This window comes from Thiocapsa sp. (assembly GCF_022340925.1).
Classification (GTDB): domain Bacteria; phylum Pseudomonadota; class Gammaproteobacteria; order Chromatiales; family Chromatiaceae; genus Thiocapsa.
Genome location: NZ_JAJDNA010000008.1, coordinates 1 through 24,814, shown reverse-complemented (window position 1 = coordinate 24,814; position 24,814 = coordinate 1). Strand labels below are relative to the sequence as shown.

23 protein-coding genes are annotated in these 24,814 nt (G+C 66.0%); 12 read left to right on the top strand and 11 right to left on the bottom strand.

Annotated features, from left to right (window positions below; genetic code table 11):
* Positions 1–61: 61 nt before the first annotated feature.
* The 5 genes from nifV (at position 62) to nifM (ending at position 3,733) form a co-directional block, all read left to right on the top strand.
* Entirely contained in the window at positions 62–1,210 is a 1,149-nt protein-coding gene (gene nifV, locus LJE61_RS01305; RefSeq protein ID WP_296911747.1) for a homocitrate synthase, read from the top strand.
* 21 nt (positions 1,211–1,231) lie between these two features.
* Positions 1,232–1,777 (top strand): hypothetical protein, encoded by a 546-nt coding sequence (locus tag LJE61_RS01300; protein ID WP_296917167.1) that lies wholly within the window; start codon positions 1,232–1,234, stop codon positions 1,775–1,777.
* A 273-nt stretch (positions 1,778–2,050) separates the two neighbouring features.
* Positions 2,051–2,395 carry a nitrogenase-stabilizing/protective protein NifW gene (gene nifW, locus LJE61_RS01295; protein WP_296911743.1) on the top strand — a complete coding sequence of 115 codons (345 nt, stop codon included), beginning with the start codon at positions 2,051–2,053 and terminating at the stop codon, positions 2,393–2,395.
* A complete protein-coding gene (locus LJE61_RS01290) occupies positions 2,379–2,861 on the top strand; it encodes a nitrogen fixation protein NifZ (protein WP_296911741.1) in 483 nt (160 codons plus the stop codon). The genes nifW and LJE61_RS01290 overlap by 17 nt, the downstream gene beginning before the upstream one ends.
* Positions 2,858–3,733, top strand: coding sequence for a nitrogen fixation protein NifM (gene nifM, locus LJE61_RS01285; protein WP_296911739.1), 876 nt, complete (start codon positions 2,858–2,860; stop codon positions 3,731–3,733). Before LJE61_RS01290 ends, nifM begins: the two co-directional genes overlap by 4 nt.
* Positions 3,734–3,743: 10 nt before the next feature.
* Here the strand turns inward: nifM and LJE61_RS01280 are convergent, their stop codons facing one another.
* Both LJE61_RS01280 and LJE61_RS01275 read right to left on the bottom strand, forming a co-directional pair.
* Positions 3,744–4,190, bottom strand: coding sequence for a hypothetical protein (locus LJE61_RS01280; RefSeq protein WP_296911738.1), 447 nt, complete (start codon positions 4,188–4,190; stop codon positions 3,744–3,746).
* Between the two features lie 251 nt (positions 4,191–4,441).
* Positions 4,442–5,848: an alpha/beta hydrolase gene (locus tag LJE61_RS01275; protein ID WP_296917165.1), complete on the bottom strand. Its 1,407-nt coding sequence runs from the start codon at positions 5,846–5,848 to the stop codon at positions 4,442–4,444.
* Positions 5,849–6,397: 549 nt separating this feature from the next.
* Between LJE61_RS01275 and LJE61_RS01270 the strand changes: the two genes are divergently transcribed.
* The 3 genes from LJE61_RS01270 (at position 6,398) to LJE61_RS01260 (ending at position 7,819) form a co-directional block, all read left to right on the top strand.
* Positions 6,398–6,628, top strand: coding sequence for a Trm112 family protein (locus tag LJE61_RS01270; RefSeq protein ID WP_296917164.1), 231 nt, complete (start codon positions 6,398–6,400; stop codon positions 6,626–6,628).
* A gap of 44 nt (positions 6,629–6,672) precedes the next feature.
* Complete coding sequence (locus LJE61_RS01265; RefSeq protein ID WP_296911732.1) at positions 6,673–7,206, top strand: Slp family lipoprotein; 534 nt, start codon at positions 6,673–6,675, stop codon at positions 7,204–7,206.
* A gap of 64 nt (positions 7,207–7,270) precedes the next feature.
* Positions 7,271–7,819: a Slp family lipoprotein gene (locus LJE61_RS01260; RefSeq protein ID WP_296911730.1), complete on the top strand. Its 549-nt coding sequence runs from the start codon at positions 7,271–7,273 to the stop codon at positions 7,817–7,819.
* A gap of 150 nt (positions 7,820–7,969) precedes the next feature.
* Here the strand turns inward: LJE61_RS01260 and alr are convergent, their stop codons facing one another.
* The 3 genes from alr to ppdK all read right to left on the bottom strand — a co-directional run bounded on the left by alr (position 7,970) and on the right by ppdK (position 14,568).
* On the bottom strand, positions 7,970–9,052 hold the full coding sequence (alr, locus tag LJE61_RS01255) for an alanine racemase (protein ID WP_296911727.1): 1,083 nt from the start codon (positions 9,050–9,052) through the stop codon (positions 7,970–7,972).
* Between the two features lie 173 nt (positions 9,053–9,225).
* On the bottom strand, positions 9,226–11,661 hold the full coding sequence (hypF, locus tag LJE61_RS01250) for a carbamoyltransferase HypF (protein WP_296911725.1): 2,436 nt from the start codon (positions 11,659–11,661) through the stop codon (positions 9,226–9,228).
* 132 nt (positions 11,662–11,793) lie between these two features.
* A complete protein-coding gene (gene ppdK, locus LJE61_RS01245) occupies positions 11,794–14,568 on the bottom strand; it encodes a pyruvate, phosphate dikinase (protein WP_296911723.1) in 2,775 nt (924 codons plus the stop codon).
* Between the two features lie 227 nt (positions 14,569–14,795).
* Between ppdK and LJE61_RS01240 the strand changes: the two genes are divergently transcribed.
* The 3 genes from LJE61_RS01240 (at position 14,796) to LJE61_RS01230 (ending at position 19,952) form a co-directional block, all read left to right on the top strand.
* Positions 14,796–17,660 (top strand): valine--tRNA ligase, encoded by a 2,865-nt coding sequence (locus tag LJE61_RS01240; RefSeq protein WP_296911721.1) that lies wholly within the window; start codon positions 14,796–14,798, stop codon positions 17,658–17,660.
* A gap of 291 nt (positions 17,661–17,951) precedes the next feature.
* Positions 17,952–19,367, top strand: a complete 1,416-nt coding sequence (nhaD, locus tag LJE61_RS01235; protein ID WP_296911718.1) for a sodium:proton antiporter NhaD — start codon at positions 17,952–17,954, stop codon at positions 19,365–19,367.
* A gap of 177 nt (positions 19,368–19,544) precedes the next feature.
* Entirely contained in the window at positions 19,545–19,952 is a 408-nt protein-coding gene (locus LJE61_RS01230) for a thermonuclease family protein (RefSeq protein ID WP_296911716.1), read from the top strand.
* A gap of 165 nt (positions 19,953–20,117) precedes the next feature.
* Here LJE61_RS01230 and tsaC read toward each other — a convergent pair whose 3' ends face one another.
* Entirely contained in the window at positions 20,118–20,678 is a 561-nt protein-coding gene (gene tsaC, locus LJE61_RS01225) for an L-threonylcarbamoyladenylate synthase type 1 TsaC (RefSeq protein ID WP_519972647.1), read from the bottom strand.
* Between the two features lie 299 nt (positions 20,679–20,977).
* On the opposite strand from tsaC, the gene LJE61_RS01220 reads away from it, so the two are divergent.
* The gene (locus tag LJE61_RS01220) at positions 20,978–21,178 is read left to right on the top strand and encodes a YgaP family membrane protein (protein WP_296911713.1); all 201 of its coding nucleotides are present in this window, start codon (positions 20,978–20,980) and stop codon (positions 21,176–21,178) included.
* Positions 21,179–21,418: 240 nt separating this feature from the next.
* Here the strand turns inward: LJE61_RS01220 and LJE61_RS01215 are convergent, their stop codons facing one another.
* The 5 genes from LJE61_RS01215 to LJE61_RS01200 form a co-directional block, all read right to left on the bottom strand.
* The gene (locus LJE61_RS01215) at positions 21,419–21,601 is read right to left on the bottom strand and encodes a hypothetical protein (protein ID WP_296917161.1); all 183 of its coding nucleotides are present in this window, start codon (positions 21,599–21,601) and stop codon (positions 21,419–21,421) included.
* A gap of 46 nt (positions 21,602–21,647) precedes the next feature.
* Positions 21,648–22,469 (bottom strand): tyrosine-type recombinase/integrase, encoded by an 822-nt coding sequence (locus LJE61_RS01210; protein WP_367114894.1) that lies wholly within the window; start codon positions 22,467–22,469, stop codon positions 21,648–21,650.
* On the bottom strand, positions 22,352–22,696 hold the full coding sequence (locus LJE61_RS15265; RefSeq protein WP_367114892.1) for a helix-turn-helix domain-containing protein: 345 nt from the start codon (positions 22,694–22,696) through the stop codon (positions 22,352–22,354). Before LJE61_RS15265 ends, LJE61_RS01210 begins: the two co-directional genes overlap by 118 nt.
* The gene (locus LJE61_RS01205; RefSeq protein ID WP_296917157.1) at positions 22,689–23,858 is read right to left on the bottom strand and encodes a hypothetical protein; all 1,170 of its coding nucleotides are present in this window, start codon (positions 23,856–23,858) and stop codon (positions 22,689–22,691) included. The genes LJE61_RS15265 and LJE61_RS01205 overlap by 8 nt, the downstream gene beginning before the upstream one ends.
* Positions 23,859–24,565: 707 nt before the next feature.
* Positions 24,566–24,814, bottom strand: a 249-nt coding sequence (locus tag LJE61_RS01200; RefSeq protein ID WP_296917155.1) for a transporter, incomplete at its 5' end; no start/stop codon positions are given.

The following is a 24,814-nucleotide window of genomic DNA, read 5'->3' as shown; positions in this document are numbered from 1 at the left end:
ATTCAGAAAGCGTGGCCCGCCTTTTGCTGTGACATCGTCCAACACCACCTCGGAGCCGGCCATGGAATTGCATCAGGTCACGATCAACGATACCACCCTGCGCGACGGCGAGCAGTCCGCCGGCGTCGCCTTCTCCATCGAGGAGAAGCTGGCGATCGCGTCCGGACTCGATGCCCTTGGCGTCTGCGAGCTGGAGGTCGGCATCCCGGCGATGGGGGAGGAGGAGCGCGAGTCCATCCGCTCGGTGGTCGCACTCGGTCTCGACGCGCGACTGATGGTCTGGACCCGGATGCACCCGGACGACATCGCGCAATGCCGGGGGCTGGGCGTGGACATGGTGGATCTGTCCATCCCGGTGTCGGACCAGCAGATCGCCCGCAAGCTCGGTCGCGACCGCGACTGGGTGCTGGGGCAGATCCGTCGCCAGGTGGGGGTTGCGCAAGAGATGGGATTGGAGGTCTGCGTCGGTGCAGAGGACGCCTCGCGGGCCGACCCGGAATTCGTCTGGCTCGCTGCCGAGACCGCCCAGGCCGCAGGTGCCAGACGCTTTCGCTTCGCCGACACGCTCGGCCTGATGGACCCCTTCGCCGTATACGAGCGCATACGAGACCTGCGGGCCATCCTCGACCTGGAGATCGAGATCCACGCCCACGACGACCTGGGACTCGCCACCGCCAACACTCTGGCGGCGGTACGCGGTGGCGCGACCCACGTCAACACGACGGTGCACGGCATCGGCGAGCGCGCCGGCAATGCGGCACTGGAGGAGGTCGTCATGGGCCTAAGGCATCTGCACGGGATCGACAGTGGCATCGATCTGCACGAGTTCGCGGCGCTCTCATGCCTCGTGACCCAGGCCTCCGGCCGACCGGTCGCCTGGCACAAGAGCCTGGTCGGCGACGGGGCCTTCACCCATGAGGCCGGCATCCACGTCGACGGTCTGATCAAGGACCCGCTCAACTACCAGGGCGTCGACCCGGCCGACATCGGGCGGAAACATCATCTCGTGCTGGGCAAACACTCCGGGCGTCAGGCGGTGCGGCGGGCCTACGCTGAGCTTCTGCGCTTCGATCTGGATCTCGATCAGGCCGGGCGCCTACTGCCCCTGGTTCGCCGCTTCGCGACCGAGACCAAGCGCTCACCGGACACGCTGGAGCTCATCCGTTTCCTGGCCGAGATCGGCCACCCGCAAGCCGCTCGCGTCCAATAGCACCCGGGGGCCGGAATCGTCATGGATCTGCTGGATTTCGACGGCGAGCCGATGTACTTCGATGAGCCCGTGACCCCGGAGGTAGACGGCCTCCTCAGCGAAGCGGCAGGGTGTTACGGCGAGGAGGTCGCCGAGCAGCGACTCCTCCTCGCCTACTTTATCCAGCCCGAGCATCTGACGGTGCTGGTCGCGCTGTATCGCTATTTCTACTATCGCCACCGTTACCGCGAGGCCCTCATCACGGCGGATCGGGCGATCGCACTGACGGCGGCCCGGCTCGACCTCCCGACCGACTGGAAGGCGCTTCGCGAGGCGGACCTTGGCCGGTCGGTCCTGGTCTCCATGAGTCTGACCCGCTTCCTGTTGTTGGCGCTCAAGGGATCGGCCTACCTGCTGTTTCGACTCGGCGACCCCGCGGGTGCTCTGCAGCGCTTCGAGAAGATCGCCGAGCTCGACACCAGCGACCGACTGGGCATTGGCGAGCTCCACGCCATGGCCCGTGCCGCGGTGGCCCGCTCCGCGTTCGAGCGCGCCGGCGGCAACGTGCGATTCATCAAGACCCGGTAGCCTGATCCCGTTGACTCGTGCAAGGCCTAGGAGCCTGTCGGACTGAGGGGGATCGAAGTGAGGAAGTGGGAGAGCGACGCCATTGCGTTCCGGTTTTGAGGCGCATAGTGGGGGCTATGTCACGAAAAAGCGGGGCGAAATGGACCGTTGTCCCGCTTCCGTAGCCGATTCATCCTAAGTCCGACAGGCTCCTAGGGCCATCCCGAAAACGTGTATGTCACTCGCAACGCCGTTTGATCTCAGACCACCCAAACCACAGTCACGGAGGCCAGCATGACCGACGACGAGCTCGACCGCGACCTCGAAGAGCTCTCCAGCGCAGAGGACTTTCTCGATTACTTCGGGATCGACTTCGACCCGGCAATCGTCCAGGTCAGCCGTCTGCACATTTTGCAGCGATTCCACGATTACCTCGAGCAGGTCGAGGAGATGCCCGATTCGGCCATCGCGCGCCGGATCCTCCATGCGGATCTCCTGCGATCCGCTTACCGGGACTTCGTCCTCTCCAACGCCGCGACCGAGAAGGTGTTCCGTGTCTTTCGGACGAACGAGCCCCGAACCGTCCAGGTCGCGCTCCGCGACCTGACGGAGCAGATGCCCGATGCGTCCGGCCTTTGAGCACGGCGAGGAGGTCCGTCTGGTGCGCAATGTGCGCAACGACGGCACCTTTCCAGGCCGCCCGACCGGTGCCCTCTTGATCAGGCGGGGCAGCACGGGTTTCGTGCGCGACGTGGGGACCTTTCTCCAGGACCAGCTCATCTACTCGGTCCATTTTCCAGACCCGGACCTACTTGTCGGCTGCCGGGGGGAAGAGCTCCAGGCGGCAGCGGCACCCTGGACACCGAGCCGTTTCGAGTCACGCGACAAGGTGGCCGCGAGGATGCATCTGGGCATCCGGGGGCGGATCCTGGTGGCACAGGGTGAGGTTGGCGAGGTCCTGCGCGTTCTCCGGGACGAGCCCGCCGGGGTCGCCTACCAGGTCCACTTCGACGACCGACCGACCCTGCAGGTGCCTGAATCGGCCTTGGTCGAGGTGGAGGCAGCGCAAGCGCAGGCTCCGCACCTAGAGGACCCACGCGCATGAGTCTCGTGACGCGTGGCCGGGCACCCCGGGACACGGACGCTCGCGGCGAATATCGCTATCACCTCCTGCGGGCGGCGATGGAGCGATTTCGTTGTGATCTCGTCGCCTTGAGCGAACACCAGCGCAGCGAGGTCGAGAGCCAGGCCCGAAGGACCTTCGATCTGGAGAGCCTGGTCCTGTCTTCATGCGAAGCAGGCGATGTGGTCATCCCGGACGAGCGCCTTACCGCCGCTGTTCATGAGCTGCGCCGCCGCTACCCGGATGCGGACGCCTTCGAGGAGGACCTCTCGCGCAACGGGCTCGATGAGGATCTGCTACGCCGTGCGCTCCGCCGCGAGCTCACCTTCGACGCCGTGATGCGGCGGGTCGGGACCTACGCCCCACCCCTCACCGAGGTTGAGGAGCGGCTCTTCTACGAGCTGCATCGCGAGCGCTTGAGCTCCGGGGAACGGCGCGCCGCCCGCCATATCCTGATCACGATCAACGACGACTACCCCGAGAACCGACGGGATGCGGCGCTCGCGCGCATCGCAGGGATCGCGAGCGCCCTCAGGGAAACGCCCGGCAGATTCCCCAAGCTCGCACGCCGGCATTCCGAGTGCCCGACCGCGATGCAGGACGGCAGTCTCGGACTGGTATCGCGCGGACAGCTCTACCCGACGCTGGACGATGCGCTGTTCAAGCTTCACGAGGGCCGAATCAGCGGGGTCCTTGAATCCAGGCTCGGCTTCCATCTCCTGCTATGCGAGCGGATCGAGCCGGCCAGGCCCGTGACCTTCGAGCAGGCCCGGGCAAAGATCCGATCAGCACTCGAGCGACGCCGCGTCCGGGACGCCCAGAAGGAGTGGATCGCTTCGCTGCGGCGAGGTTAAGGTCGCCGGCTCAGGCCACCTGCTTGCCTTCCCCTTCCAGCTTGCGGATCAGCGGGTAGAGATGCTCCGTCTCGCGCTGGATCCGATCCATCACCAAGGCGAACATTTGCTCGGTGTCCTGGAGGAACGAGGGATGATCGTCGATGGTCAAGGAGTGGCGCTTCTGCGAGCACCATTGCTTCACATAGGCGTTGAAGATCCGCTTGATCTCGGTGGATCCCGAGAGGAAGCGATTGGCGGTGTTCTTCACCCGTTGATCCGGATGAGAGATGAGCTTCCCGCAGAGCTCCCGATCGACCAACTCCATGTGCTCCTTCACCCGATTGGTGAGATCGAAGAAGACGTCGCAGGCAACCTCCGTATCGCACATGGAGCGATCCCGAACGAGATAGAGAAAGACGTTCGAGAGCTCTGTGATCTTGTGATTCTGCGCGTGTAGCTGGGCGAAGGCGACCATGGCAAAACTCCTCCGGTCGGTAAGGTGGCAAGCTTGGGTGGCTCACGGCGTCGCGGCCGTCAACTCGGCCTCTTCTGTGGTGACCCATGGCGCGGGCCACGTTCTGGGGGCGGCTCCGCTAAACCATAGCGCTAGTGGTAGCTTACGCGAAATCGCAACCTAAGAGTAGACTGCGCCGGATCAAAGAAATCGGACGCGGGCACCCAGACGCCTCGCCCGATCTCGGCGACCGGAACCTGGTCGTGGCGCGCTCACCCGCTGACGACGGGGAAGGTGACCGCCACCGCGCAAGCGAGCGCGGCGGCGGTTGCAACCGCGCCAACGGCCGGGTGACGTGTCCGGCGGTACGCCCATCCGCTGAGCAGCCCGTAGACCAGGAACAGGAGCAGCATCGCCGGCACGATGATGATGAGAAAGAACAGCTCGTTAAGGTTCAGGGCGACCGCGCACAGGAGTGACACCAGGAAGAGCAGCTTGGTGAACCAATAGCCCCCGAACGCCGCGCCGGGACCTCGAGTCGCCCATTCATCCGCGAGGAAGTAGATCAGGGTCCCGCCAAAGATGGCAAGGACCAACGGGAGTCGTTCCCAGCCCGGGAGCAGTGCAGTCACGTACCGATCCGTCGGCAGCGCAAGGCCCAGGGTCGCATAGGCGGAAGCGGCCAGGGTGGCAACCGCGAGTCGCCGAGCATCAAGCCTACCGCCGCCGGAACCCGGCTCGAGTCGTCGGGTCAGCCACACGGCCACGGCGGTCAGGATACCGTAGACGGCAAAGTGCAGGGCGAGATAGTCGCCGAGCAGGATCGGCAAAAAGTCGGTCGGAAAACGCCACAGGACCACCGGCGTGATCAGCGCCGGCGCAATCGCCACCGGCAGAAGACGCCGCCAGCCGAGCCCCGCACCCTGCGGTTGGTCGGACACACGAGGAAGCCATGTGGAGAGAGGCCATGCAAGGGCGAGGATACCGATATAGACGAGTGCCAACCCGGCTCCGCGGCGATCGATAAAACCGCTGCCCGTGCGATCGAAGGTCCGATCGAGCCAGGCCAGCGTCTCCGCCAGGGCGGCCTCGGAGTAGAGGACACCGATGTGCTCGACGCCGGTCGCGAGGGCCAGGCGCCGGGCACTGCCGTCGGCATGACTCCCGTAGGTCTGCCCGGCCTCAGGCCGACCGCCCGCAGCCCCGGCGATGGCCGTCAGACCCTGCCGGTGGAGCATCTGCGGCTCCAAGGCGCCGTAGACGATGCAAAGATTACGCAAAGGCTCGGTAACGGTGTCCTCGGAGAGATAAGGGGAGACCAGAACCGTGGCCTCGGCCACTGGTTGAGCCGCCTCCGCGAAGCGCACCATCACGTCACCGGCCATGGAGTGACCGACCAGGGCGAGCCGACGGTCGGCGCCCGCTCGTGTCAGGCCAAAGTTGACGGCCTGCTCGAGCGCCCCCTGCAGAAGCCCCAAGCGGGCCGCCTGGTCCTCCAGATCGGCTACGAACGGGACCCGGTTGCGCCCGTGGCCGGGGAAATCGAAGGTGACCGCGATGTAGCCGTTTCGGGCCAGGGTCACCGCGTAAGCCCCCATCATACGCTGGGATCCTGCAAAGCCGTGGGCGATGACCACCACGGGCGCAGGGGTGTCGCCGAGCGGCCGATACAGTGTCATGGGCACTCCCGCCTCGGTCGTCTGGACGACTGACACCCCGCGCGTCGCAGACTCGAGCTTCCAGAGTCCGGCGATCAGGACGCAGACCGCGATCAGCGCGACGCTCGGCGCAATGAGGCGGCGAGCGCGACCGGCCGCATCACTTGGTTTAGACAGGGCAGACATAGAGACCCGAGGGTTGGGACGACAGGGGGCGATGAATCCGGGCCATCGCGGGCCGTTCGAGCGGCCCGCATCACGACTCGTGAGATGCCGTGGCGCACCCGGGTTTTCAAGGGACAGCCTGTGGTCCGATGATGACGGGGCTCGCCTTCATCCGGAAGCCGCGCCTGCGGACCCGCTCAGCCGGCGGGGCCCGCTCGTCTGATTGTTCGACAATATCCGAAGGTTCGCTGGTTGTCCCTGGTCTCGGGGCGTTAGAATCAGGCGCGCGGCACGGCGCTCTGCCCCACGGACGAAACGGGCGCCGCCGATCGGATCAACCACTCCTGAGCGCGCGGCGCGATTCCAACGGTATGCCTCCCGACCAAGGCCTCCCGGAGACCTCACATGCTTGACAAACACCTGCTGGATATCCTCGTCTGCCCCGTCACCAAGGGTCCGCTCATCTTCGACAAGGGCCGTGGCGAGCTGATCTCCGTGTCGGCGCAGCTTGCCTATCCAATCCGCGACGACATTCCGGTGATGCTCGAGGAAGAGGCCAGGCCACTCTCAGCGGAGGAGCTCGAGCACTACCGGGAACGGCGGGCGGGAGCCTCCAGGAACAGCCGCCCGGAATGATGGGCGGTTCCGATCGCGGTCGGCCGGGCCAACCGGGAGCCTTCGTGCGACACCTACCTTTGTGCCTCTCGCTTGCCACCCTGCCCGGGCTCACCGCCTGCGCGACCAGCGGCGTTCCCGAGGCGATCCGCACTAGCGAGCGGCCGTCGCCCACCGTCGCCTCGGTCCAGCAGCAACCGGAGGGCTTTCTCGGACACCAGGTGCGCTGGGGCGGAAACATCCTCGCCGTGCACAACGGACCGCAGGCCACCCAAATCGAGGTGCTCGGCAGACCCTTGGACGACCAGGGCGAGCCGGACCCGGAAGCCCCCGGCCTGGGCCGCTTTCTGGTCGAGATCGCCGGCTTCGAGGACCCGGCAGAATATCCCGAAGATCGCCGCTTGAGCGTGGCCGGCCCACTCTTGCGGGTGGAGACCCGCAACGTCGGAGAATTTCCCTACCGCTACCCTGTCGTCGCGGCCACCACCTTGTATCTCTGGCCCGATCCGCCGGTATTGACCCGAGCCCCCCCACCCTTCGCCTATCCCTGGTATCGGCCATGGTGGGGACCTTGGTACGATCCGTGGTATTGGTATTGACATCGAGAGTGACGCCGACCGCATGCTGCTCGACGTCAACTTGGCTGAGAGAGGCCGTCGCGCCATGACGATTGACCCCCTCCTGCGCTTTGGTTTCAGCGGCCTCGCCCTTCTGCTGCTCGCCGCTTGCGCGACCCGGCAGGACTGCATGACACCGGTCGGGGGCTCTGACCTCACACCCGCCAAGGTCGCTTCGCTGGGCCGAGGTGAGGGAACGGTCGTGACCTGGGGCGGTGTCATCGCCTCCACCCGCAATCTCGCCGAAGACACCGAGGTGGAGGCAGTCGCCTATCGGCTCGACCGCTGCGGGCGCCCGCTGACGGGGGGCGTGCCGGTCGGTCGCTTCATCGCGCGTCACCCGGGATTCCTCGAGCCGTCGGACTACCGTGCCGGTCGGCGGGTCACGGCCACCGGGCGCATCTCCGCGGTGCGCGAGGGCCGGGTCGACGAGGCTCGCTACGCCTTTCCGGTCCTGGATCGCGCCCTGCTGCGGCTCTGGCCGGACGAGGCGGACACCGGGGCGGGCTGGACTCCCTACGCGCGACCCTGGATCAGCATCGGGATCGGGAGCGGCGGTCACGGTGTCGGTGGCGGCATCGGCGTCAGCTTCTGAGGTCGCGCTGTCCGGCGGGCAGGGCAACAGCGCATACAGGCGCCGGGGCCTCCGGGCACGCGCCTGACCAGGCTGCTCGCGGCAGGGCTCCAGCGCAGCTCTCCATCCTGTCGAGGTGGGTCCGGACCGCGAGGGGGTCCGCGTCATCCGCTACGTACCCTGGTAGATCAAGGGCACGCGCCGGCTGACATTGGTGAAGAGCTGATAGGCGATGGTCCCGCTGGCCTTCGCGACTGCATTGACAGGCACCTGCGATCCCCAGAGCTCGACCGGATCGCCGATGGCGGCATCCTCGATCCCGGTCAAGTCCAGAGTGACGAGATCCATTGAAACCCGACCGATGATGCGGGTCATGCGACCGTTGACAGCGACTGCCGTCCCGTCCGGGGCATGACGGGGATAGCCGTCGGCGTATCCGATGGCAGCGACCCCGACTCGGGTCGGCCGTTCGCACACGAACCGACCACCGTAGCCGACAGGCGCCCCGGTCGGAAGGTCGCGTACCGAGACGAGGGCGGACTCCAGCGTCATGGCCGGGCGCAGCCGGGCGGCCGAGGGATGCTCCGCGTCCAGCGGAGTGGCCCCGTAGAGCATGATCCCCGGCCGTGTCCAATCGCCGTGTGAACGCGGCCAGGCCAGGATTGCCGCCGAGTTGGCGAGGCTCCGGGGGGCTTGGATCGACATTGTCGCCCGCTCGAAGACCTGGATCTGCTCGGCAGTAAAGGGGTGCGTCAGCTCGTCAGCGCGGGCAAAATGCGACATCAGGACCACATCGCGCACATGCGGGCAGCCCGCAAGGTCGGCGTAAGCATCGGCGAAGTCGTCCGGCGCCAGCCCCATCCGATGCATCCCGGTATCGATCTTGAGCCAGCAATCGAGCAGGCGCATTGGGCGTGCCGCGAGCAGCCAATCCAGCTGCAGATGGCTGTGGACCACAGGTGTCAGATCAACCTGCTCGACCAGCGTCATTTCATCGGGCGTGAAGAGCCCGTCCAGCAGCAGGATCGGGCCGCGAATGCCTGAGTCGCGCAGCTCCATCGCCTCCTCGACACAGGCGACCGCGAAGCCGTCGGCCTCATCGGCGAGCGCGCGGGCGATCGCGATGGCCCCATGTCCGTAGCCGTTGGCCTTGATCACCGCGAGCGCCCGTGAGCCCGGCGCCAGACGCTTGGCTTGGCGGAAATTGTCGCGCACCGCATCCAGATGGATGCGCGCGCGGACGGGACGGGACATCGGGGACCTCCTTGATACCGAGACCTGGATTCGGCAATTTGAACCGCAAAGGCGCGCAGGAAGCAAAGCCGTCGATGGTCGGGGCTGCATGCCGCGGATCGGCGCGGCGACGCCTGCGCGCCGGCGTCCCGCAGGGCCTGTGCCGGACGCTGTCTGTGCTGAAGCGACCAAGCCTATCGGGGACGCAGGGCTTCGCGTGTCCGCGCGACCGCAACCGCCGCCTGACCGAGCGCGAGACCCCCATCGTTCGCAGGCACCCGCCGCTGAAGCAGCACCCGCAGTCCGGCGCTCTCCAGATCGTCCGTGACGGTTTCCAGGAGGAGCCGGTTCTGGAAGACGCCGCCCGAGAGGGCGACGGTGGAAAGACCCCGACGACCCGCCAGATCCAGGGCGAGCGTGCAGATCGCCATCGCCAAGCCCGCATGGAAGGACGCCGCGATCTGGTCAGGCGCGCGCCCGCGCCTGAGATCCTCGAGCAGGTCGACCCACAGCGGCGCAGCATCCAGTACCTCGCCGGAGGGCTCCGAGATTCGGGCAAAGGGATAACCGCGAGCGTTGCGCTCGCCGGCACCCGCCGCGATTGCCTCCAGCTCGATGGCGGCCTGACCCTCATAGGTCAGGACCTCTCCTCCCACGCCCAGCGCCGCCGCAACCGCATCGAAGAGCCGCCCGGCCGAGCTGGACAGCGGTGCATTGCATCCGCGCTCGATTAGGGTCCGCAGGACCGCGAGCGGCTTGACGTCGAGTCGCTCGATCGGCTCCAGCCCCTGGTAGCGTGAGCGCCAGGACGACCAGCCGCCGGCGCTCTCCAGGTGGGCATAGAGGTTCCGCCAGGGTTCCAGGATCGCGCGCGTCCCGCCCGGCATGGCAACTGGTTTGAGATATCCGACCCTGACATAGTCAAGGTAGTCCCCGACCAGAAACTCACCGCCCCAGAGCGTGCCGTCAGCGCCATAGCCCAGCCCGTCGAGCAGGACCCCGAGGACGGGTCCGGCGTCCAGCGGCCAGCCATTGTCGGCCAGCACCGAGGCCAGGTGGGCATGATGATGCTGCACCCCGATCAGCGGCAGTCCATCCCGGGCCGCCCAGTCGCGGCCGATCAGGCTCGAACGATAATCCGGGTGCAGGTCAACAGCCAGGGCCTTGGGGGAGACCTGGAAGAGGTCCAGATACAACGCGATCGTCCGCTCGTATTCGCGCGCCGTCTTCGCGTCTTCGAGGTCGCCAAGATGCTGCGACAGGATCGCCTGACCGTCGTGGATGAGACAGAAGGTATTCTTGAGCTCCGCGCCCAGCGCCAGCAGGGGGGGCGCCCTCTCGAAACCGGGCGGCAGTGGCAAGGGCGTCGGGGCATGGCCGCGCGCCCGCCGTAGCAGGCGAGGCTCACCTGCCATGACCCTCACAACGGAGTCATCGACGCGATTGACGATCACGCGGTCATGAAGCAGCAGATGGTCGGCCAGCCCGCCGAGACGTCCCACCGCATCCGCATTGTCGATGCACTGCGGCTCTTCGCGCAGATTGCCGCTGGTCATCACCAATGGGCGGTCCCAGTCAGCCAGGAGCAGATGGTGAAGCGGGCTGTAAGGGAGCATGAACCCCAAGGTGATCTGGCCGGGGGCGACATCCGGTGCCAGAGGGCGCGGCCGCCCGGCGCCGACCGCGTCCAACCCCGCCCAAACGAGCCTGTCAAGCAAGACGATGGGCGCCGCCGGACCGGCGAGCAGAGCCTCCTCCAACGGCGTGACCCGACAATATGCCCGGAGGACATCCAGGTCACGGGCCATGAGCGCGAACGGCTTGGCGAGGCGCCGCTTGCGCCCACGCAGCTCGGCGACCGCGTCGGGATTCGTCGCATCGCACGCCAGGTGAAAGCCGCCGATCCCCTTGACGGCGAGAATCCGACCCTCACCGAGCAGGCGGCCAGCCGCCGCAATCGCATCCTCGGTTGCGAGCACCACCGGCTCGAGGGGATGGCCCCGCTCACCCTCGAGCCAGACCCTCGGGCCACAGACAGGGCAGGCGTTGGGCTGGGCATGGAAGCGCCGATCCGCCGGATCCGCATATTCCCTGGCACAATCAGGACACATGGGGAAGACCGACATGCTGGTCTGGGCGCGATCATACGGGATGCCGCTGACGATGCTCAGACGCGGCCCACAGTGGGTGCAATTGGTGAAGGCATAGCGATACCGGCGATCGGCAGGGTCGCGGACCTCTGCGACACAGGCCGGGCAGGTCGCCGCATCGGCAACGATCCCGGTGCGCGCGGCGGTCGCCGCACTCTCCAGGATCACGAAGCCAGCCGTATCCGAGAGTTCCGCCAAGGCATCGCTGTCCGCGATCACCCCGCGCTCGATCGAATCGATCCGCGCGAGCGGCGGACACGCCTCGTCCAAACGATTCAGAAAGCCACCCAATGCCTGGACATCGGAGGCCGCATCCAGGCGCACCCGGATCAGCACCCCCTCCCCGTCGTTGCGCACATCCCCGCGCAGGCCGCACTCGTGGGCGAGCCGCCAGACGGTCGGCCGAAACCCAACCCCCTGGACCAGGCCGCGCACCCGAATCGACTCACCACGCGCACAAGGTTCAGAGGCCTGTCTCAAGGATGGCTCTCCGCAGCCGAGCTGACAAAGGGTCGCACTGAGGACGGGCTGGCAACAAGGCTCTGACCCGGTCGGCTCAGAACCTTGATGCCGCCAACGGCCATCCCTGGCCGGGCATCGAGCACCCTGCCCTTATCGTGCCGCCTTGAGCGCGGCATGGGCGGCCGCCAGCCGGGCGACCGGCACGCGCGGTCCCGAGCAGCTCACATAGTCGAGGCCGGCCTGGTGGCAGAAGGCGATGGAGGCCGGGTGGCCCCCATGCTCGCCGCAGATGCCCACGTGCAGGCCCGGCTTGACCGAACGCCCCCAGTCCACCGCCAGTTGCATCAGCTTGCCGACCCCCTTCACGTCCAGGACCTCGAAGGGGTTGTCCTGCAGGATGCCCGACTGGTTGTAGAGCGGTAGGAACTTGTTCTCCGCATCCTCGCGCGAGAAGGAGAAGGTCGCCTGCGTGAGGTCGTTGGTGCCGAACGAGAAGAACTCCGCCTCCTCGGCAAGCGACTCGGCACGCATGCAGGCCCGCACCACCTCGATCATGGTGCCGAACTTGAACTTGACCGGCTGGCCGTAGGTCTCGGCGACCTCGGCGTGGATGGTGTCCACGAACCCCTTCACCATCCTCAACTCCTGCGCGGTGCAGACCTGCGGAACCTTGATCTGGGGCTGCACGTCGATACCCGCCTTGGCGCACTCGGCGGCGGCCTCCAGAATCGCGCGGATCTGCATCTGATAGATCTCGGGAAAGGTGATGCCCAGCCGCACACCGCGGTGGCCCAACATGGGGTTGGTCTCGTACAGGGCCCTCACCTTCCGGAGCATCGCCTCCTTCTTGGCGATCGCCTCCTCGACCATCGCGGGATCCACCATACGCCGCAGAGAATCGACGTCATGACGGACATTCTCGGGCGAGTGCAGCAGCCCCATGGCCCCGGCCAGCACCGTCATCCCGCGCGTCGCCCGAGCCAAGGCCCGCAGATCGGCGAGCTCGCGCTCCAAAACATGCTCGTCCGGCAGGAACTCATGGATCGGCGGATCGAGCAGCCGGATGGTCACCGGGTTCGGTGCCATGACCTCGAACAGATCGCGAAAATCCTTACGCTGCAGCGGGAGCAGCTTGTCAAGGGCGGCCTGCCGCTGCTCAGGCGTCTCTGCGACGATCATCTCGATCACCACCGGCAGACGCTCGACGTCGTTGAACATCCGCTCGGTGCGCGCCAGGCCGATGCCCACGGCGCCGTACTTGCGGGCACGGCGCGCGTCGTCGGGCGTATCCGCATTGGCCATCACCTTGAGACTGGCCGCCTCGTCGGCCCAACCGAGCAGGATGTCGAGCTCCGGCGTGAAGTCCGGCTCGACCGTCGGGATCGCACCCAGGTAAACCTTGCCGGAGGTCCCGTCGATCGTGATGACATCACCCTCCTTGAAGCTGGTGAGACCGACCCGGGCCTCGCGGCGATTGACGTCGACACTGATCCCCTCGGCGCCTGCGACACAAGGCTTGCCCATCCCGCGCGCCACCACCGCGGCATGCGAGGTCTTGCCGCCACGTGAGGTCAGGATGCCCTCGGAGGCGAAGAAGCCATGGATGTCCTCGGGCTTGGTCTCCTCGCGTACGAGGATCACCTTCTGGCTGAGCCCATGGCCCAGCTGCTCGGCACGATCCGCATCGAAGACCGCAATCCCGGATGCCGCGCCGGGGGATGCTGGCAATCCCTGCGCGACCGCCTCGGCCTTGATGGTGGGATTCAGACGCGGGAAGAGCATCTGCTCGAGCAAGTCGGGCTGAATCCGCAGCAGCGCCTCCTCCTTGCTGATCAGGCCCTCTCGTTCCATCTCCACCGAGGTACGCACCATGGCGACCGCGTTCATCTTCCCGTTACGCGTCTGCAGGCAGAAGAGCTGACCCCGCTCGATGGTAAACTCGAAATCCTGCACCTCACGGTAATGGCTCTCCAGCTTGTCGCGCAGGATGTCGAGCTGCGCCGCCATCTCGGGCATCTCGACCCGCAACCGATCGATCGGCTTCGGCGTGCGGATCCCGGCGACGACGTCCTCGCCCTGGGCATTGACCAGATACTCGCCGTAGAGCTTGTTCTCGCCCGAGCCGGGGTTGCGGGTAAAGGCGACACCCGTCGCCGAGTCGTCGCCGCGGTTGCCGAAGACCATCGTCACCACATTGACCGCGGTTCCGTTGGCCATGTCAGGCGTGATGTTGAACTGCTTGCGGTAATCGACCGCGCGCTTGCCACCCCAGCTGTTGAAGACCGCCTTGATCGCGATCTCCAGCTGTTGGTAGGGGTCAGAGGGGAAGGGGTGACCCGTATGCGCCTCGACGACCTTGAGGAATCGCTCGCTGACCTCCTTGAGGTCGTTCGCCGTCAGGTCGACGTCCTGCTTGGCATGCGCCGCCTCCTTGACCGCCTCGAGCTCCTGGTCAAAGGCCGCGTCCGGCACGCCGAGAGCGACCTTGCCGAACAGTTGGATGAACCGCCGATAGGCGTCGTAACCGAAGCGCGCATCCCCCGTCGAGCTGATCTCGCCCAGCAGGGTCTCGGCATTGAGGCCCAGATTCAGGATGGTGTCCATCATCCCGGGCATAGACATGGCCGACCCGGATCGCACCGAGACCAGGAGCGGGTTGTCCGGATCGCCGAAGCCCTTGCCGGTCTTTTTCTCCAGCGTGCGCATCTGCTCATGGACCGCGTCCATCAGGCCGGCCGGCAAGGCACGGTCTGGCGCATCGAGATATTCCAGGCAGGCAGCCGTGGAGATCACAAAGCCCGGCGGGACATTGAGTCCCATCTGGGTCATCTCGCACAGGTTGGCGCCCTTGCCGCCAAGCAGCTTCTTGTCCTTGCCGTCTCCTTCCTCGAAGGCGAAGACATGTTTGGTGGTCGTGGTTGCCATGGTTCCTTCGTACCTCTCTCGTCGATTCGTTGCGGGTTGTCTGGACTCGAGCCCGCGGCAGCGGGGTTGCCGCGGCAACAGGCGCTATTGTGGCAGAGCTGGTGCTCCGGTCGGAATGAATTTCGCGAGGACGCCCCGCTCCGGCGCTCGCACGCCCGGTCGAGCCGGAAACGCCTTCGGGTATACTCGTGCCCTGATTGGACTTCCCGGGCATCGGCGCAACGGCAATGCTGGACAAAAACTACGATCCGCAAACCCTGGAGAGAACCTGGTATCGCCATTGGGAGGACCAGGGCTATTTCGTCCCGTCCGACCACCCGCGAAACGAAGGGGGCGGCACCTATTGCATCATGATCCCGCCGCCCAATGTGACCGGCAGCCTGCACATGGGCCACGGCTTCAACAACACCATCATGGACACCCTGGTGCGCTATCACAGAATGAAGGGCGATCGCACGCTGTGGCAGCCGGGGACGGACCACGCGGGCATCGCCACTCAGATGGTGGTGGAACGCCAGTTGGAGCTGGAGGGCCGGACCCGTCACGACCTGGGTCGCGAGAACTTCATCGCGCGGGTCTGGGAGTGGAAGCGCGAGTCCGGCGGCAACATCACCCGGCAGCTGCGCCGGCTCGGCTCCTCGCTGGACTGGCAGCACGAGCGTTTCACCATGGACGAGGGCCTGTCCGACGCCGTGCGCGAGGTCTTTGTCCGGCTGTTCGAGGAAGGTCTCATCTACCGCGGGAAGCGGCTGGTCAACTGGGACCCGGCGCTGCACACGGCGGTCTCCGATCTCGAGGTCCTCTCAGAGGAAGAGGACGGACACATGTGGGACATCTGCTACCCATTGGTCCTGCCGCCCGGCGCAGCGGGACCGCCGTATCTTGTGGTCTCGACCACCCGGCCCGAGACCCTGCTCGGCGACTGCGCAGTCGCCATCAACCCGGAGGACGAGCGCTACAGGCACCTGGTCGGCGAGCTCGTCGAGCTTCCCCTGACCGGCCGACGCATCCCGATCATCGCCGACGAGCATGCCGACCCGGAGTTCGGGACCGGTTGCGTCAAGATCACACCCGCGCACGACTTCAACGACCACCAGGTCTGGCTCCGCCATCGCGACGAGACCGCGATCGCCACGCAGCCCCACGGCGGTCTGATCAATATTCTTACCCCCGACGCGGCGATCCGCGCCAACGCCCCCGAGGAGGGTGAGCTGCTGCCCGAGGCCTACGTGGGTCTCGACCGCTACGCGGCCCGGCGGCGCATCGTCGCCGACCTCCAGGCCGAGGGCCTGCTCGCAGCAGTGAAGGAGCACCGGCTCCAGCAGCCGCGAGGAGACCGCTCCGGTGCCGTCATCGAGCCCTATCTGACCGACCAGTGGTACGTGCGCGTGCAGCCCCTTGCCGAGCCGGCAATCACCGCCGTCGAAGAGGGGAGGATCCGCTTCGTTCCGGACAACTGGAAAAACACCTATTTCGAGTGGATGCGCAACATCCAGGATTGGTGCATCAGTCGTCAGATCTGGTGGGGGCACCGGATACCGGCGTGGTACGACGTCGAAGGCAATGTCTATGTCGCCCGCTCCGAGGAGGAGGTTCGCGCTCGCCACGGCTTCGATGCCGACGTCGTGCTGCTCCAGGACCCGGACGTGCTCGACACCTGGTTCAGCTCCGCACTCTGGCCCTTCAGCACACTCGGCTGGCCCCGGGAAACCGGCCGCCTTGGCGCCTTCTATCCCACCTCGGTCCTGGTCACCGGCTTCGATATCATCTTTTTCTGGGTCGCTCGGATGATCATGATGGGGCTGAAGTTCATGCGGGATGTCCCCTTCAAGGACGTCTACATCCATGGCCTGGTTCGCGACGCCCATGGCGAGAAGATGTCGAAGTCCAAGGGCAATGTGCTCGACCCCATCGATCTGATCGATGGGGTTGGGCGTGAAGAGCTGGTGGAGAAACGCACCAAGGGGATGATGCAGCCGCGTCTCGCGGAGACGATCGCCAAGCAGACCCGCAAGGACTTCCCCGACGGGATCCCGGGATTCGGCACGGACGCCCTGCGTTTCACCTTCGCGGCGCTCGCCACCACGGGCCGCGACGTCAAGTTTGATCTGGGCCGCATCGAGGGCTACCGGAACTTCTGCAACAAGCTCTGGAATGCCTCCCGCTATGTCCTGATGAACACCGAGCGGCAGGACTGCGGCCAGACCGGCGGCGCGGTGGAGCTCTCCGCTGCCGACCGCTGGATCCGCGCCCGTCTGAACGCCACCATCACCACCGCCACCGACGCCATCGAGGGCTACCGCTTCGATCTTGCCGCCCAGGCGATCTACGACTTCACCTGGAACGCCTTCTGCGACTGGTACCTGGAGCTCTCCAAACCGGTGCTGACCGGCACGCTCACGAGCGAGGCCGCCAAACGCGGCACGCGCCGGACCCTGGTCGAGACCCTGGAGACCCTGTTGCGGCTCACCCACCCGATCATGCCCTTCATCACCGAGGAGATCTGGCAGAAGATCCGGCCGCACACCGCTGCCGAGGCCGCGGGGCACAATCCCAAGACCATCATGCTCGCCCCCTACCCGGTCGCCGACCCCTCCGCTGAGGACCCCGCGGCCGTCGCCGAGATCGATTGGGTCCAGCAGGTCATCCTGGGGATCCGCCGCATCAGGGGCGAGATGAACATCCCCCTTGGCAGGTCGCTGCGCGTCCTGGTCGCCAACGCCTCTTCACAGGACAAGACCTGGCTCGAGGTCGCCCGACCCTACCTCGATTTCCTCGCGCGTGTCGAGTCCCTGACCCTGTTGGACGACGACTCGGCGGCGCCCGAGTCGGCGATTGCGCTCGTCGGCACCATGAAGCTGCTCATCCCCATGGCGGGGCTGATCGACAAGGACGCTGAGCTCGGGCGCCTCGACAAGGAGATCGCGCGTCTCACCGACGAGATCGCCCGGGTCGAGCAGAAGCTCGCCAACCCCGGCTTCGTCGACAAGGCGCCACCCACGGTGGTCGCGAAGGAGCGTACGCGGCTCGCCGAGCAGTCAGCGGCCATCGCGAATCTGCAGGCCCAACGGCAACGGATTGCCGCCCTGTGACGGGCGCGTCGTGAGCATCATTCCAGCCGGGTCTCGGCCCCGCTGCCGAGCCCGTTCGCAACATGCGGTAGCATCGAGTCAGGGTTGCGACGTCCCGAAGGACGCTGAGCCGCTTGGCCCGCATGGGATCGGGGCCTATCTTGAAGGCCTTTGTCAGCGCGCAGCCTCGACCCGCGGGCGCGGGCGCGGTGGCCGGCCATCGGCTGATCTCTCCGAGCCACGGCGGCTTTTTCAGACCCCAAAGGAGTGGCCGCGCGGCGGCGGCGCCACCTCAGCCCAGCAGGCCACATCATGACCGATTCGCCCAGACGACTCGTATCTGTGTCCCTTGTGGTCCTAGCCGCCCTGCTCGCACCCGGTGTGTCGCTGGCGAGCGAGTCGGCGCAGTGGATCGACCTCACGGGACACGGCGTGGGGTACGCGGCCCTGATCATCTTCGCCCTCGCCTATGCACTGGTGATGGCCGAGGAATTTCTGCATCTGCGCAAATCCAAGCCGGTCATCGTCGCGGCCGGTGTCATCTGGATGCTGATCGCTTCCGTCTATGTCCAGCACGGTTTCACGCATGAGGCCGAGACGGCGGTGCGTCATAACCTGTTGGAATATGCAGAGCTGATGCTCTTCCTCCTGGTCGCGATGACCTACATCAACGCCATGCAGGAGCGTCAGGTCTTCGATGCCTTGAGGGCTTGGCTCATCCGCAAGGGCTTCGGGCTGCGCGCACTCTTCTGGTTGACCGGCGCTCTGGCGTTCCTCATCTCCCCGGTGGCCGACAACCTCACGACCGCGCTCCTGATGTGCGCAGTGGTCATGGCCGTCGGCGGTGAGAACACGCGATTCGTCACCTTGGCCTGCGTCAATATCGTGGTTGCGGCGAATGCGGGCGGCGCCTTCAGCCCTTTCGGCGACATCACCACCCTGATGGTCTGGCAGAAGGGGATCATCGACTTCTTCGGCTTCTTCGCTCTCCTGGTGCCAGCGCTGATCAACTTTCTGGTGCCGGCCATCCTGATGCACGGCGCCGTGCCCGACCTCAAGCCGCACACGAGCACGGTCCTGGTGCCCATGAAACGCGGGGCGCGACGCATCATCGCACTGTTTCTTCTCACCATCGCCACGGCGGTCAGCTTTCACAACTTCCTGCATCTGCCGCCGGTGGTCGGCATGCTGACCGGACTCGGTTACCTCCAGTTCTTCGGGTTCTTTCTGCGGATGAGCCATCACGGTTGGCAAAGACGCAACAGACAGCGCGCGAATCTGATCGGCGACGTCACCCCCTTCGATGTCTTTAACAAGGTCGCCCGTGCCGAGTGGGACACCCTGCTCTTCTTCTACGGCGTGGTGCTCTGTGTCGGCGGACTCGGGTTCATCGGCTATCTGGCGATGGCCTCCGACGTGATGTACCACCAATGGGGACCGACTGCGGCGAATGTGGCGGTCGGGCTGCTGTCGGCGGTGATCGACAACATCCCGGTGATGTTCGCGGTCCTCACCATGCGTCCGGAGATGGACCAGACCCAATGGCTCCTGGTCACCCTGACCGCAGGGGTCGGCGGATCGCTGCTTTCGATCGGCTCGGCGGCCGGGGTCGCGCTCATGGGCCAAGCCCGAGGCATCTATACCTTTTTCGGTCATCTGCGCTGGACGCCCGCGATCGCGCTGGGCTATGTCGCAAGCATCCTCGCGCATCTCTGGATCAATGGCTGAGGACGGGTTGCGGCTGCCCTCGCGCCCGTACCTGCGCCGGTGATCGGCTGGCCGCGCGGTCGTCGCTCCTCCGTCGCCGGTCTCCTGCTCGGGCTGGTCCTTGTCGGCGCCTGGGCTGTCGAACGGTGGGGGCCGGGGCTAATCTCGCCTGATAGGTCGTTCGCGGGGTCGGTTCGTGTGTGCGCCTTGGACCAGGTGCTCGACGGGGACTCGTTGCGGCTCGATTGCCACGGCGATCCCCTGGAGGTGCGTCTGCACTGCATCGACGCGCCCGAGAAGGATCAGCAGCCCTGGTCGGACCGATCGCGTGCCAACCTGCGTCGCATCACCCCGCAACGGGTCGAGGTGCAGCCGGTCGAGATCGACCGCTTCGGCCGAACGGTGGCGGAGGTCTATGCGACAGGAGTCAAGCGATACTCGCTGAATCTCGAGCAGGTCCGCGGCGGCCATGCCGCGGTCTATCCGCGCTATTGCGACGATCCACGTTTTTTCCGGGTCGAACGTCAGGCACGCCGCGCGTCAGCGGGGATCTGGAGCACGCTGGGAGAGCACCAGACGCCCTGGGCCTTTAGACACCGTCGCTGACCGACTCGCAGGAGGATTCATCTCCCCGGACCCTGCCGGTCCAAGGTCGTCTGCCGCTCGAATCTCTGCGTCCCGGTCATCCTCATGCGTATCGGCCGGTCGGCCGCCAGGGTGCGGCCGGCATCGTCTCCGAAAAGACACGTCGCCGTCGCTGGCGCGAGCAGATCAGGGCCGCAAGATCCGACCGGTCCGTCCGTCGCGGATCCGCGACGGACGATCGGAGCCCGCACAGGCACCCGCGAGGATGTAGTCGGGAGGCTCATCGAGCGCCAGCCGGACCTGCAATGCGGTCCTGGCCGGTGGTCGGTCGGCCTGATTGGCACTGGTGGAGACGATGGCACCACCGAAGAGACGACAAAGCGCAGCGGCAAGCGGGTGAGCAGTGACCCGCACAGCAAGGGTCTGGAACCGTCCGGTCAGCCAGTCGGGCGTCTCACGACGCGCTGGCAGCAGCCAGGTGCTCGGACCCGGCCAGCTCGCACAGATCTCAGCCATGCGCTGGTCGGGTAGCGGCTCGACAAAGGGGCACAGCTGTGCCGGGTCACCGGCGATCAGGATCAACCCCTTGGCGACATCGCGTCGTTTCATCGCGAGCAGACGCCCCACCGCGGCACCGTTCAACGGATCACACCCCAGCCCGAAGACCGCCTCGGTCGGGTAGGCGACGATGCCGCCTCCTTGGATGGTAAGAGCGGCCATTCGGAGGCGATGGGCGGGCACAAACACTGGCATCAGATCGGGAACCAAGCGGCCGACTCAAGATCGCATGGAGGTGGCCGCCTCTCTTACGGACGAGGACGGCGCACCCGGCACGGCCCGGGAATTGCCGGATCGCAACGAACCCGACGACCGGGAGTGCGTATACTCTCTCTGGCCCGGCCGACTGCAATCTGTCGGGGATAGCCGAGGTGCCCGTCCAAGCTGGGCGGATGGCTCAATGAGGGCCGACTCGGCGATCCCTGAGCCGTTGACGAACCTGGGTACGCTGATCACCCGCATCTTTTGATCAATCGGAGCTGGAACCCATGAATCTGACCAAAAACGTCGGAAAGACCGATCGAAACATCCGTCTCGCGGCGGGCGGACTGCTCGTGCTCGCAGGCATCCTGACCGGACAGTGGATCCTGACGATCCTCGGTCTGATCGTGCTCGTGACCGGCGCGACGGGCACCTGCCCGGCCTACATGCCTTTCAACATCAACACCAACAAAGGCGACCAGGCCTGATCGAGCGTGATCTGCCAGCCGTGGCCGGGTCAAGGTCGTTAAGGAAGCGCTGAAGTAGTCAGCGCTTCCTGTTCGGGGCAGGAAGCCCCGCCATTTTCATGCGAGCAAGCGCTGGAAAATGAAGGAACCGGGAAACCGCGTTTTCCGGTTCCGCCTGATTCTTGGCCAGGATGGCCAATCTCACGTCAAGGCGCACAGAGCACAGCCGCTCAGACGCGAAACCGCCATCAAGACAGACCCTTATGCGGACTTCCGGTCCGCCCGGGCGAGGCCGGATTCCTCCCGCTGTGCCAGTTTTGTGTCAACCGCGCGCGGACGACTCATCGCCTCGGCATACTCGGCCAGGTGCTCCACCCCCAGGTGCGCGTACTTCTGCACCATCCGGATGTCGCTCCAGCCGCCGAGCTCCTGCAGCGCATGCACCGGCGTTCCAGCCTGCACATGCTACGACGCCCAAGTGTGCCTCAGGTCATGCCAGCGGAAATCCCCAATCCCGGCTTCTGCCAGGGCGCGGCGCCACAGCGGCGTGTTGGCCTGCGCGATCGGGCGCCCGTTCTTGGTGAACACCCGCCTTCGGGTGCTTTCCCTCCTGCCGGCGCAGCACCAGCACCGCCTCGGCGTTGAGCGGCACCGGGATCGCTTTGCGTGCCTTCGCCTGGTCCGGGTGGATCCAGGCCGTGCGCCGCTGCAGGTCCACCTGCGACCACTCCAAGTGGGTGACGTTGGACTCCCGCAACCCCGTCGCCAGCGTAAAGCGCACCATCTCCGCCAGATGCGCGGGTAGCACTTCGAGCAAGCGACCGGCTTCCGCCCGGGTCAGCCAGCGGATCCGCCGCGTCGGCACTGGCAGAAAGCGAAACGTCGGCTCCCGCTCCAACCAGCCCCACTCGCGTTCCGCCTTGCGCAGGATCGCCCGGATCACCTGCACTGTGTGGTTCACCGTGGCGTTCCTCACCCCGTCAGCCTGTCGCGCCTGGATAATGGCCTCCACCCGATCGCGGCTGATCTCATCCAGATACAGGGCCCCGAGGTGGCGATCGAGCCAACGCAGCCGACCTTTGTCCTCAGGCAGGCTCGCCTTGTGTGCGCCTTCCTCCACCCAGCGCACCACCGCCTCCTGCCAGGTCCGCCGCGGCTTGTCGCCGAGCTTCTGCACCCGCCAGGTCTCGGCCTTCAATCGGTCGTGGTACTCCTGTGCCGCGACCTTGTCTTCAGTTCCAGCAGACTTGCGTATGCGCGTGCCATCCGGTGCGGTGAAGCGGACCCACCAGACGGCCCCGCTGCGGTACAGTGCCATGTGTCTATCCCCTCTTGATCACACACGTGCACCGCTCGCCGCGGTCGAGGGTACAGCGAGCGCAGGTAGGCGACAAGATCCGCCTCCAAGAACACCCAGCGCCGGCCGGCCTTGGCGCCGGGAATGACGCCGGCATTGGCCTTCTCGCGCAACACTGAAGGCGAGACGTGCAGAAACTGCGCCGCCTGGACCAGGTCAAGTGTGCGGTGAGCATCATTCACCCTCCTTGGCCTCCCGGTAGGCAGCGGCGACGGCGGTGCGCTCGCGTGCTTGCGCTTCGCGCGTCTCTTCCGTCTCGGTGCGCAGGGCGTTGTAGCGCTTCTCTTTGACGGCCACCTGATCGGCGACGTAGTCGGCAAAGCCGCGGCCACTCTCCCGCCGGCGTTGGTCATGGAAGCACCCCGCACGGACGAGGAACTCGCCAAGTCCTTCCTCCAAATCTGTGATGCCCTCCCGGGCCATGAATGAGGTCAGACCGCCGAGCCCGTTGAGGAACAAGGCCTCATCGCCCGGGATACGCGCCTTGCGCAAGCGCGAGAGGCTGGGCCCGGGGACGGCCTGGCAGTCGATCGCGGCCAGGGCCTGCCAGAGGGGATGGGTTGGCCAGCGACTCTGGTTGCGGTCCCCGGCCACCGGCACTGAGAGTCGCAGCCAGTCCCGTGTCGCATCATGCCAGAGGCCGGCGCAATGGGCGTGTAGATCGGCGAGCCCATCGACGCGGAGCTCCTTCAGTGCCGAACGCTTGAACTGAAACTCCAGACGCCGGACCGTCTCAACATCTTGCCAGCCAGCCTCACGCCAGAGCGGCTTGAGGTAATCCTTGAGACTGCGCTTGAGCTCGAGTGTCTTGTCATAGAGGCGCGCGCCGATGGGACCGCCCAGGCCAATGCTCCAGCCGGAGAAACGCTTCTGCACATGGAAGGCATCGATCCGATGCGCGCGCGTGACCCAGGTGTTCGCGGGCCAAGCGTCCATCGGCAACGCGCAGACGAAGTCGACAAACAGGTCAACGCGGCTCACCGTTGCGGCAGACTGGACATTGCCGAGCGTGCCGACAATCGTCCGCAGGCGGTGCTCGGACGCCTCGGCACCGACGGCGGTCAGCGTTTCACTGGAAATCTGCACATGCGCCAGCGGCAGGGTCTGCGCTTCGACCCTCGAGAGCGCGATGTTGAAGCAGTTATCGGCCGGCACAAACGGGAAGCGACCGCGCCCCCGTCTGGCGACCTCCAAGCGGTGTCCGCCGATTTCGACGGCTGCCAAGGCCTGCTCGCGGTCGTCCTCGCAGCGTGCCGCCTCCTTGAGACTTTCCAGCCGCGCCTGCCATTGCTGCAGTCGCTGTACACCCTTCGCTATGCCCAGTATGCGCACCAGGCGCGACACGCGACAGCTGTTCTCACAACGTCCGCGACGTCTAAGACCTGTAAAGACCCACTACGGACGATAGCCGACGGCTGCGAGTTGTCTCGTCCTCACAACACCCGAAGTACTGGTAGCATCGATGGGATCAACGCATTGAGTCCGGCGATCCAGGTTTCGACCGCTGCCATCTCCGACAGCATGTCCCAACTGCGTGCATTACCAAGGTAGACCGCGAGTGTCCCCTGAACGCGCATAGCCGCCGCTCGCGGTCCTCTCCCTGAGAGACTCACTTGCCCCAGTGCGGCCCGTCGAGGAGGTGCCTGCAAGCGGCCGGCCTACGCCGCTTGGGGGCAGGCCGGGGGTTTTTGCAAGCGCAGGTCTCGGGAGCGGGAAGCAGACACTCGTAATGTGGCGGGCAGCGGCGATTCGATCCTACCAGCACACGGTCACGTCCACCCGCGTCCGTCGGTTTCGTCGGGCGAACCGAAGCGACTTCCCGACCTTTATCTTCCGTCAGGGGCAGGCACCTATCAGATCGCTAAGATGCAATTTCGGCTTCGGCACCTGAAGATTAGGCAGGGCATATCCTTGTGCAGCTGGAACTAGCGATCAACGGGGTCGCGAGATGTTTCTACGCGCCATTTAACGACTCGTCCCGCTCCTTGATCGGCGTCGCCGCCCCGATCGAGAGCTGTCGACCAGCGTGCGTTGGCGGCGCCTGTATGGGCTCAGAACTGATAGACGACCTTGAGCCAGATGTAGTCGCCCTCGAGCCGGTTTCGGGTCTCGAGCTCCGGGAGCCAGCGCAGCTCGGCGACCAGGTTCTGTTGCCCCATGGGCAGGATGTAGCCGAGCACCGGACCGATCCCCGCGGTGCGGCCCTTGAAGTCGCCGAGGATCGGACGCTGGCCGCTGTCGGCGGTGACCTGCTCCAGCCAGAAGGCCTCGGCGCCGATGCTCAGGAACCCGCTGCCCAC

Excerpts from the sequence above, each read along its gene's own strand:
- ppdK (WP_296911723.1), bottom strand. The coding sequence starts at position 14,568 with ATGGCAACCACGACCACCAAACATGTCTTCGCCTTCGAGGAAGGAGAC.
- LJE61_RS01220 (WP_296911713.1), top strand. The coding sequence starts at position 20,978 with ATGAATCTGACCAAAAACGTCGGAAAGACCGATCGAAACATCCGTCTC.
- nifV (WP_296911747.1), top strand. The coding sequence starts at position 62 with ATGGAATTGCATCAGGTCACGATCAACGATACCACCCTGCGCGACGGC.
- alr (WP_296911727.1), bottom strand. The coding sequence starts at position 9,052 with ATGTCCCGTCCCGTCCGCGCGCGCATCCATCTGGATGCGGTGCGCGAC.
- LJE61_RS01240 (WP_296911721.1), top strand. The coding sequence starts at position 14,796 with ATGCTGGACAAAAACTACGATCCGCAAACCCTGGAGAGAACCTGGTAT.
- LJE61_RS01260 (WP_296911730.1), top strand. The coding sequence starts at position 7,271 with ATGACGATTGACCCCCTCCTGCGCTTTGGTTTCAGCGGCCTCGCCCTT.
- nhaD (WP_296911718.1), top strand. The coding sequence starts at position 17,952 with ATGACCGATTCGCCCAGACGACTCGTATCTGTGTCCCTTGTGGTCCTA.
- LJE61_RS01280 (WP_296911738.1), bottom strand. The coding sequence starts at position 4,190 with ATGGTCGCCTTCGCCCAGCTACACGCGCAGAATCACAAGATCACAGAG.
- LJE61_RS01300 (WP_296917167.1), top strand. The coding sequence starts at position 1,232 with ATGGATCTGCTGGATTTCGACGGCGAGCCGATGTACTTCGATGAGCCC.
- LJE61_RS01290 (WP_296911741.1), top strand. The coding sequence starts at position 2,379 with ATGCGTCCGGCCTTTGAGCACGGCGAGGAGGTCCGTCTGGTGCGCAAT.
- LJE61_RS01275 (WP_296917165.1), bottom strand. The coding sequence starts at position 5,848 with ATGACACTGTATCGGCCGCTCGGCGACACCCCTGCGCCCGTGGTGGTC.
- LJE61_RS01270 (WP_296917164.1), top strand. The coding sequence starts at position 6,398 with ATGCTTGACAAACACCTGCTGGATATCCTCGTCTGCCCCGTCACCAAG.
- nifW (WP_296911743.1), top strand. The coding sequence starts at position 2,051 with ATGACCGACGACGAGCTCGACCGCGACCTCGAAGAGCTCTCCAGCGCA.
- nifM (WP_296911739.1), top strand. The coding sequence starts at position 2,858 with ATGAGTCTCGTGACGCGTGGCCGGGCACCCCGGGACACGGACGCTCGC.